Source organism: Zarconia navalis LEGE 11467 (assembly GCF_015207075.1).
Taxonomy (GTDB): Bacteria; Cyanobacteriota; Cyanobacteriia; order Cyanobacteriales; family Geitlerinemataceae; genus Zarconia; species Zarconia navalis.
Map to the genome: position 1 here is coordinate 1 of NZ_JADEXN010000182.1, position 8,883 is coordinate 8,883.

Consider the following 8,883-nt stretch of genomic DNA (forward strand, 5'->3'; position numbering starts at 1 on the left):
TTCGAGTCCCTTTTCTCGGGCGGCAGTGGCGCGAGTTCGCCGTTTTTGGCGGTAGGGGAGATAGAGATCTTCGAGTTCTGTTTTTCGATCGCAGGCTTCGATTTGGGCTTGCAATTCATCGGTGAGTTTCCCCGCATCGGCGATCGCTTGTAGTATAGTGGCTTTGCGTTCTTCCAACTCCGTCAAATAAGTGAAGCGATCGCTCAGTTGGCGCAGTTCCACCTCCGTCATGTTCCCCGTGCGTTCTTTGCGATAGCGGGCGATAAACGGAATGGTTGCCCCTTCAGCGAATAGGGAGAGGGCGCTATCAATTTGAGTGCGCTTGAGGGAAAGTTCGGTGGCTAACTGTTGGGGAATGTCGAGCATCGGGGCTATTGAAAAACGATAGACGTGAAGTTTAGCAATAGGATACCATTATCGCTTTTCTTTTAAGTTATGCTTCAATATTAAGCTTAGGCTCGATCGGACCTCTTCAAAAAATAAGTTTGACTCCTTCGGGAAATTCACAAGACTGACTTGAATCAACCCCAAAAAGATCGAGAAGGCAAAGGTCGCCCGAAAAATTAGTGAGACTGGAGATTAGGAGTCCTTTAAAATCCATTATTTATGACTTTCAAAGACTATTTTTCTAAACAAGCTTCTGCCTATTCCACCTATCGTCCTCGATATCCCGATGCTTTATTCGAGTACCTCGCTTCGCAATGCGATCGATGCGATCGGGTTTGGGATTGCGCCACGGGCAGCGGACAAGTAGCAATGAGTTTAGTACCGTATTTTAAGAAAATTATTGCTACCGATGCGAGTGCTTCTCAAATCGAAAATGCCGCGCCTCATCCTCTAATTAATTACCGAGTTGAACCGGCGGAACAAACGACGATCGAAACCCATTCAATAGATTTAGCGACCGTCGGTCAAGCTCTCCATTGGTTCGATATCGAGAGATTTTATGTAGAAGTTAAGCGAGTTCTTAAACCGGGCGGAATATTAGCGGTATGGTGCTACCAACTTCTATCGATCTCTGAAAAAATCGATCCGATTATCGAAGAATACTACCATCAAATTATAGGAGAATATTGGTCGCCGGAACGTCAACTGATTGAAGAAGGATATCGATCGATTGATTTCCCCTTTGAAGAACGGGTAACGCCCCAATTTCAAATGGAAGCGATGTGGTCTCTCGATCGGGTATTCGGCTATTTAGAAACTTGGTCGGCAACCCAACGATTTATTTCAGCCCGCAACAGCAATCCCATTGACTTAATTCGCGATCGGTTATCCGATGTTTGGGGAGATATACATTTGTCTAAGCTCGTACGGACTTCGATTTCTATGCGAATTGGCGAATTTAAATCAGACGTATTCACTTAATATTTTGATATAGTATTGTCTGGAAATTTATAAAGCCCAAAAATTTTAAAATGGCTATTGAATGGAAAAACAAAACAAACAAAGGAGCAGCTTTTTTAAAGCTTGCCCATCAATATCAAAGCGATATTCTTTTGGAAGATCGTTATATTCGCTGGTTCTTTGACGAATCCGATCTTGAATTTTTGAAACAAAACCCCCTTAACGCAATCGCTCAACCTCAAGATGATGAAGAGCATTTTCAGCATCTTGCCTACTGGTATATTATTTTGCGAGAAAAGTATGGCGATCGGGCGATCGAAGCATCAATTTCAGCAGGATGCAAACAACTTATTCTACTCGGTTCCGGTTACGATACGAGATTTTTTCGCCTTTCTACTATTAAAGAAAATTCGGTGAAAACTTTTGAAATAGATCTTCCCGAAACGATTGAAGAGAAACAAAAATGCTTGCGTTCCAAACTGGGCGTTATTCCTCGAGATTTATCACTTATTTCTCTCGACCTAAATCGAGACAATCTCAACCGCATTTTTGAGTATGGCTTTGAAAGCAAAGTTCCGACTATTTATGTTTGGCAAGGCGTTAGCTACTATTTGGAGCGAGACAGTATTTCCAAAGTTTTAGATTATATTAAGCTTCAAATGGCTCCAGGTTCGGTATTTGTCTTTGACTGTTGTTCGCCGCTGATGACATTTAAAAACGATCGAATTCCCGGAATCAATATCAATATCGAGCACTTGGCAAAAATTGGCGAACCCTATCGTTTTGGGATGTACGGCGATGAAATGGAAGAGTGGTTAAAAGAAAAAGGGTTTAACGAAATTGAAATTTTACAATTTAACGATTTAGAAGAAATGTTCTGTGAAAAACGAACTTTTCCAGCAAATATGTGGTACATCGTTACAGTTAGAGCCTAATATTTTTACTTATTTTTAGTCACTTTTCCTAGAAAGCCGATCGAAAAAATTGAAATGGGTATTGAATCGCAGTAGACTGATTATTACTGGAGTTTAGACTAAACTCTAGTGAATGAAGGCGGTTTCATTATTAATTGGAAGCGAAAAATAAAGGCAATGCTGTTTATTTGATTAAGCGGCTACGCAGCTTAATCATTCTCCTATGAGTTACTTTGCGTTCTAGAAATCTGTGTCACCATCTGTGTGCGAGATCGCACCTTCAGCTTGCGAAACATCCGCTTCAGCGCCTGCTTAACAGAATTCTCCGTAATCCATAGCTCACGACCGATCTCTGCGTTAGTTCTACCCAAAGCCACTAAATTAGCAATTTCTAGCTCGCGCGGCGTCAGTTGCTCGCTAGCTAGGATGGAAGGCTCAGAGCTTGTGGGTAGCGTGGAGCGTAACACGGCTGTACGCTCCGATAGATGCAAACAAACAGCGCTTAGATCCGTGACATCTTGACTGTTGAAGGCGGGCATGGTCTTGTCGCGAGTGCAGCCCACTGAGCCGACTATCCGCCCCCCTTGAATAAGGGGTCCTGCCATTACGTGCCAGTGATCTGGACGAGGGCAAATTATCTTCCAGGCTTTCGGTGTAGTCACCATCCCCTCGTGAACCGGCGTGTGGCGTTCTGTCATGTATCCAAAAAGAGGATTGCGATCGACGCAAAGAGCTATATCTAGAACTCTACGCAGTTTAGGACTAACCTGCTTGAGCCGATCGAAGAAAAAGATGCCAGCGCGATTAGCTTCAAAGTACTCCAGCAGTATGGGTGTGAGGTGAGATCGCATCTTGGACCTATCATCACTTTGCTGAATTGCTTTAAATAGAGGCTGCAAGGCGGTCATTGTTCTACTCATTGTTCTGGTCAAAGAGTACTCGATCGAGGTCTATGCCCAGCCGGTTGTTATTCCTAGTATAGAAACAGGACAGACGTTCTATCATGCCCATCACTAAACACAATTACTAGAAGGCTCAAATATATGCCAGAAATGCCCAGCTATGCTATCGGTTTCGTTTTCTATCCAGGTATGACTGCCCTCGACGTCATCGGACCACAGACCGTATTCAACTCACTTCCTGGCGTTCGGATTCATCGCCTTTGGAAAACGCTAAACCCAATTACCACAGACGATGGCACGGTCATTACACCCGATATGACCTTCGCAAAGTGCCCACCTCTAGATATTATCTGCATCGGCGGTGGCATGGGTCAAAACGCAGTCGTAGATGATGCAGAGATACTAGACTTTTTAGCCAAGCAGGGCAACGACGCTAAGTTTGTGACCTCGGTGTGCGGTGGGTCTGAATTTCTAGCCAAAGCAGGGTTACTAAACGGCTATCGCGCAGCGACTCACTGGGCGGCACGAGAGAAATTAGCCAGCCTAGGCGTTGCAGTTGGCACAGAGCGAGTTGTGGTAGATCGCAACCGTATGACTGGCGGCGGTGTAACCGCAGGCATCGACTTTGGCCTTACTGTCGCCGCCAGACTCTACGGTGAGGACATTGCAAAGATTACGCAGCTCCTTATCGAATACGATCCAGCCCCTCCTTTTGATGCAGGTTCTCCTGAGAAAGCAGATCCTGAGTTGGTCGAGAAAGCGATGTCTTTTGTATCAGGGGTAATGCAAGCGTAGACACTGTGGCTGGTTGAGTGCGATCGCATTGTTTAGTCTAAACTCTAGTTATTCGATATCGAGAATCAAACTGATGGCTCAAACATTTCAGGACTTTTCAGAACAAAAATATTCGGATTTAACAGCATTTCCAGGTGCAAGTTGGGTAGTTCTAGCAGAGCCAGTTCCAGAAGGTTCTATCCATCGCCTAAAAATGAAGAAAGGAACAATTATCCCAGCTCATACACACCCGGTTGATGAGTATGTTTTTGTGGTTTCAGGCAGTATAAAAACAGGAGAGCGGCTTTGTGAGAAGGGTTGTTTTTGGATAACATCCAAGGGAACATGCCAAGGTCCGCATCAAGCACTGACCGATGTTGAATTAATCACAATTCGACTCGGAGCCATGGGAGAATTTGAAAGTGATTAGAAAGCGAGATTGTTGCGATCGTTAAAGACTCACAGATATTCCAAATCTGCCTCTCAGATAAAACTTATGATATTTATCTGAAACGACCTATCTAGGGCTATAAATTCGTGCTTAGGATGCAAGATTAGCGACTTCTGGTAAGCCCAAAGAAAATCGAACCTCCACCAGAGACTTTTCCCACCATTCCTCAAACCGATATTTCAACAAAAATTCAGCCCGTTCTCCGAGTTCTTTACCTTTGCGGATATTGGCAAAAATTTGTTCGATCTGACCCGGTGCTAAAATCGGATAGATAACTCGACCCAGCAGCAACCCCAGCCGATTTTGCGGACTGTAATTTTGCGCTACGGCAAAGGCCAAAACTCCCATTTCTCCCGCATAACTGGTATCGAATCCCAGTAAGAGATGAAAGATATCGTGAGTGATGGCATAGCGAAGAGCAAACACATTGCGATCGGCAATTTCTGTTAACTCTGGACTCACATTTAACGGCTTTAAATGGTTATTGCGCATATGCCGCGCGTATTCTCGTCCAAACGTACCATCGGGAAGTTGACTGAGTTTTTCTAAGTCGATGTTTGGGTAATAGCCGACGACGGGTTGCATTTTCTCGGCAAGTTCTGGGGTCATGCTCGCATCGAAAGCATCGGCTTTGAGAATTGCCACATCCCCCAAGTATTCTGACTTCTGACGATAGAGCTGATAAGCGCGATAGAGTTGTTGGAACTTAATCATTTTGCTAGTCCTCGATTCAGGATAAGCTAGATGCTCAATTGTCTGTGGAGTCATTGTTAATACCCATTCGAGATGATGCGACCGCTCGCCAACCCATCTTTTGGAAAAGCTTTACGACCGAGAGTATAAAAGATCGTACGATCGTCCCAAATTCCTCGTTCGGTTTGTAATGAATCCAAGACCGCATCAAATTCGATCTTCGCCTCCACCCGTTGTGATAATGACAGTTCTCGCAAGGGATTCGGGTACTGTCCCGGTGTTGGAAAGCTACTATCTCCTATCCACATTCCCTTGGCTTGTTCGAGACTGATATAGCTGCCATCTGGCTCGGATTTAATTTCTATGTTTTCAAACCCGGCTGCGTCCATTAAGTCGTAGCATTTCTGAGTGGTTCCTGTTGGTTTATTTAACGACAGGGAAACATCATATTTTTCGAGTATCTTTTGTGAGACGACTCCACCGACGAACGCAGTGTCCGCGAAAGCATGGAAGCAGAGAAGTCCCCCTGGTTTCAAGCACCGCTGCCAAAGGCGTAAGGCCCGGTGCAAGTCAGACATCCAAATCATCGCTGACGAACAAAAGATGGTATCGAAGTGGTTCTCGCGAAAGCTTAATGCTTCCCCATCAGCGAGCTGAAACTCGATATTTTTCAAGCCACTGGCTTTCAGTTTTTGGCGAGCCCGTTCGAGCATACCCGTTGAGATATCAATCCCAATCACATGCCCTTCCATTTTGACAATTTGGGCTGCTAAGAGCGCCACCATGCCCGTCCCCGTGGCAATATCTAAGACCTGTTGCCCTGGGCTTAATCTTGCGTATTCGACCAGTCGGCGAGCAATTCGAGGATGCCAGTCGCCACGATCGTAACTGGCACTGCGAGCGCTATACAAATTGGCGATCTGTTGCTTGTATTTTTCGAGTTCGACTCGATCGCTCACTGCGTTTTCCCTCCAAGTCATATTCAGGCATTTGACAGCCCAACTCGCCCATCATTCGATCGTTATGGGTTTTTCGGTAAGTCTTAGCTTTCCCCCCTAGCTTCTAGAATCAAACTAAGGGGGACGCTCGAAATCTTAACGCTGGAAGTTAATCCACTCGTTCCAATTGCCAGAGAATTTGATTGCCTTCGCGCCGCACTCGCGAAACAACCCAGTTACGCCAAACCCAATGGTCGCCTCGACTGGTGACGGCACTCGCATTTACATTAATTAGATCGGCCAGTTCGGAACTGCTAATGAGATAGCCCTTGTCGGCAATTTCATCGGCAATTCGCAAGCTATCAATCAGATCGCGCAGTTGCCCTACTTTGGAAGTACGGGCCAAATTGTCAAGGGCGCTGTCATTCATGGGAATAGTCACGTCAGTCATCGCAGAATCAAAGGTTGAAAGGTTAGAAGGTATAGATGTCGATTGTACCGTTTTGCTCGGGGGGCTGTCGATCGTTTGTCCGTTGCGAGTCGGTTTAGTGACCTGTCGAAGGGCTGGAAACTGGCCAGTCGCAAAGGTGCGGGCAATTTCATCGCAGCGTTCGTTACCGGGATTGCCCGCATGGGCCCGAACGTACTCCCATCGAACGTGGGACGAGTTGAGAGTATCGAGGGTTTCCCATAAATCTCGATTCAAAACGGGTTTTCCCGAAGCGGTTTTCCAGTTTTTCTTTTTCCAGCCTCGAATCCATTGGGTAATACCTTTTTTGAGGTACTCGCTGTCGGTGTATAGGGTCACGGGATCGGATTGCCCGGAGTCGGCAAACAATTGCAGAGCGGCGATCGCTGCTTGCATCTCCATACGGTTATTGGTTGTATCGGGTTCGGCATCTCCGAGTTCGAAAACCGAACCGTCGCGATAGATTGCCAACACACCCCAGCCCCCCATTCCTGGGTTGTTACTACAAGCCCCATCTGTATAGAGGCTCTCAATCTTAGCAGGAAGTGTCATGGGTTTTCGAGTCTAAATTGACAACTTTGGCACAGATTTGGACTATACCCGATCGGGGAGGGGTTTTGGGTATCTGTTTTTGAGGATTATGTTTTGACTGCGCAAGCACGCTAGTGAGCGCGATCGCAACACAAGGCTAACAGCTCCTATAGATAGAGGCTTTGTATAAGTCCTGTTAGATTCGGGAAATGGGAAGACTCGGAGATCGTCCAAATTCCGCACGGCTTAAAAATCCGATCGCCAGTTTGTATTGATTCGACTGGTGAGGATGTGGTCTTGCCAGCAATCGTCGATTCTGAGATAGTCACGGGCGTAACCTTCGACGACGAAACCCAAGCGTTTTAGCAGCTTGCCGCTACGTTGGTTGTGGGGAAGGTAGGCGGCCGTGATGCGATGCAGGTTCAATTCCGTAAAGGCATAATCGATGGCAATGCTTAGGGCTTCTCTCATGTAACCGCATCCCTGTTTGGCTTCGGCGATGCTGTAGCCGACGGTACAAGAGTGAAATGCGCCTCGAATAAAGTTGGTGAAGTTGAGCGTTCCCACGATCGCCTCAAAATTCTCCTTCTCAAATAAAATGAGTTTGAGCGATCGATCCGTGGCAAACTCCTCAACTCGGGCTTTTACCTCCCGTTTCCAATGAGCTTGCGTATAAAATTGGGGACTTTTCCTTGGCTCGAAGGGGGCAAGATATGCCTGGTGTTCGGTGTAGTATCGAACGATCGCCACCACATCTTCCTGGCGGGCTAAACGAAGGAGTAAGTGTTGGCTTTCGAGTTGAGGCCCGTTCGTTTCCATCTCGATTTTTAATTAATGCCCTAACCTTCGATCGAATCATCGACGACTTTTGAAAGAACCTGAAATTCTTTGAGATTTTCCTTTTTCCCCGGTTCCGTTTTGACTCGAAAATCGTGAAATTGTGTCGGCTCGGTGTCTTTCTCGCGGGGGAATTTTCCGACACGAATACCCGTGGGTGAATCAGCTCAAAGCCAGATGCTGCCGTTCTCCAGAAATGGGTAGACAGCCAGATCGTACCGTTGAGTCATTCGTCCTTGGATGCTTAACCAAAACTCAGATTACACGACTGGGCACCCCGACTTCTGGAGCTGTTGCGTAAATCCGATCTCAGAAGCAAAAAAAGTGCGATCGCCGGTCTAATTAAAGAACGATCGCGATCGCACAACACTCTAGAAGCCATCTGCTTGGGTCATCCCCAAGACTTCCTCGCGTTTGCACAAACCCAGGCAGCGTGCAAACGCGCACCGATCGGGACGGTGTATTTATCAGTAGCCATGAAGACATCAGCCGATCTCCCATCAGTTATGCAAATTGTTACAAACATTTACATTTTGCGAGTAAAATCTCGTATCTCCTTGTAACCCCCTCACGGGAGCGAATTTGCATATTTTGTGACAAATCGACCGATAACAAGATATATCAGTTCGATGATGCTTATGTCAGATACCTTAGGCAAACTAGTTGAAAAAACTTGTCAGCATCCTCCCGGCAGTTGCGAACGTCGGCGGAGTTTAAGTCGACTCGTGCGTGCCATCGAGCAATCGGGCAAACTGTGGAAGGAAAATGTACCCTATTACGAAGAAGCCAAGCAACAAATGTGGCTGTATTGTTGTCGCAATCTTTGCGAAGCTACCACCACCAAAGAACCTTACAATCCGGCTTTGAGTCGGGTCACCACCTGGTTAGATAACTATCTCAAACGGAGATTGTACGATCTGAGGGTAGAAAATGGTCAACCCAGCCCGGATTTTAACAATATTCCCGAACCCTCAGCCCCACCGCAAACCCCACCTATTTTAGAAGACGTGGAAGACTGGGTCAAAAA

11 protein-coding genes and 1 pseudogene are annotated in these 8,883 nt (G+C 46.3%); 6 read left to right on the forward strand and 6 right to left on the reverse strand.

All coding sequences use genetic code 11. The annotated features are described in order from the left end of the window. A partial coding sequence (locus IQ235_RS11200) for a Tex-like N-terminal domain-containing protein (RefSeq protein WP_319592576.1) occupies positions 1-366 on the reverse strand: 366 nt, incomplete at its 3' end. Positions 367-606: 240 nt separating this feature from the next. On the opposite strand from IQ235_RS11200, the gene IQ235_RS11205 reads away from it, so the two are divergent. Together IQ235_RS11205 and IQ235_RS11210 are read left to right on the forward strand one after the other, a co-directional pair. Then, positions 607-1,368 (forward strand): class I SAM-dependent methyltransferase, encoded by a 762-nt coding sequence (locus IQ235_RS11205; RefSeq protein ID WP_264321548.1) that lies wholly within the window; start codon positions 607-609, stop codon positions 1,366-1,368. 50 nt (positions 1,369-1,418) lie between these two features. Further along, positions 1,419-2,282, forward strand: coding sequence for a class I SAM-dependent methyltransferase (locus tag IQ235_RS11210; protein WP_264321549.1), 864 nt, complete (start codon positions 1,419-1,421; stop codon positions 2,280-2,282). Between the two features lie 200 nt (positions 2,283-2,482). On the opposite strand, the gene IQ235_RS11215 is transcribed toward IQ235_RS11210, so the two are convergent. Beyond that, positions 2,483-2,866 carry a helix-turn-helix transcriptional regulator gene (locus tag IQ235_RS11215; RefSeq protein ID WP_264321550.1) on the reverse strand — a complete coding sequence of 128 codons (384 nt, stop codon included), beginning with the start codon at positions 2,864-2,866 and terminating at the stop codon, positions 2,483-2,485. A 438-nt stretch (positions 2,867-3,304) separates the two neighbouring features. Between IQ235_RS11215 and IQ235_RS11220 the strand changes: the two genes are divergently transcribed. Together IQ235_RS11220 and IQ235_RS11225 are read left to right on the forward strand one after the other, a co-directional pair. Further along, positions 3,305-3,958, forward strand: a complete 654-nt coding sequence (locus tag IQ235_RS11220; RefSeq protein ID WP_264321551.1) for a DJ-1/PfpI family protein — start codon at positions 3,305-3,307, stop codon at positions 3,956-3,958. 73 nt (positions 3,959-4,031) lie between these two features. Then, complete coding sequence (locus tag IQ235_RS11225) at positions 4,032-4,367, forward strand: cupin domain-containing protein (protein ID WP_264321552.1); 336 nt, start codon at positions 4,032-4,034, stop codon at positions 4,365-4,367. A 111-nt stretch (positions 4,368-4,478) separates the two neighbouring features. Here IQ235_RS11225 and IQ235_RS11230 read toward each other — a convergent pair whose 3' ends face one another. The 4 genes from IQ235_RS11230 to IQ235_RS11245 all read right to left on the reverse strand — a co-directional run bounded on the left by IQ235_RS11230 (position 4,479) and on the right by IQ235_RS11245 (position 7,838). Further along, on the reverse strand, positions 4,479-5,102 hold the full coding sequence (locus tag IQ235_RS11230) for a Coq4 family protein (RefSeq protein WP_264321553.1): 624 nt from the start codon (positions 5,100-5,102) through the stop codon (positions 4,479-4,481). Between the two features lie 56 nt (positions 5,103-5,158). Beyond that, entirely contained in the window at positions 5,159-6,061 is a 903-nt protein-coding gene (locus IQ235_RS11235) for a class I SAM-dependent methyltransferase (protein ID WP_264321554.1), read from the reverse strand. 127 nt (positions 6,062-6,188) lie between these two features. Beyond that, on the reverse strand, positions 6,189-7,040 hold the full coding sequence (gene rnhA, locus IQ235_RS11240; RefSeq protein ID WP_264321555.1) for a ribonuclease HI: 852 nt from the start codon (positions 7,038-7,040) through the stop codon (positions 6,189-6,191). A gap of 225 nt (positions 7,041-7,265) precedes the next feature. Continuing rightward, positions 7,266-7,838: a GNAT family N-acetyltransferase gene (locus IQ235_RS11245; protein WP_264321556.1), complete on the reverse strand. Its 573-nt coding sequence runs from the start codon at positions 7,836-7,838 to the stop codon at positions 7,266-7,268. Between the two features lie 311 nt (positions 7,839-8,149). On the opposite strand from IQ235_RS11245, the gene IQ235_RS11250 reads away from it, so the two are divergent. Then, complete coding sequence (locus IQ235_RS11250) at positions 8,150-8,419, forward strand: hypothetical protein (RefSeq protein ID WP_264321557.1); 270 nt, start codon at positions 8,150-8,152, stop codon at positions 8,417-8,419. Between the two features lie 75 nt (positions 8,420-8,494). After that, positions 8,495-8,883: pseudogene (locus tag IQ235_RS11255) on the forward strand (sigma-70 family RNA polymerase sigma factor); the annotation flags it as partial.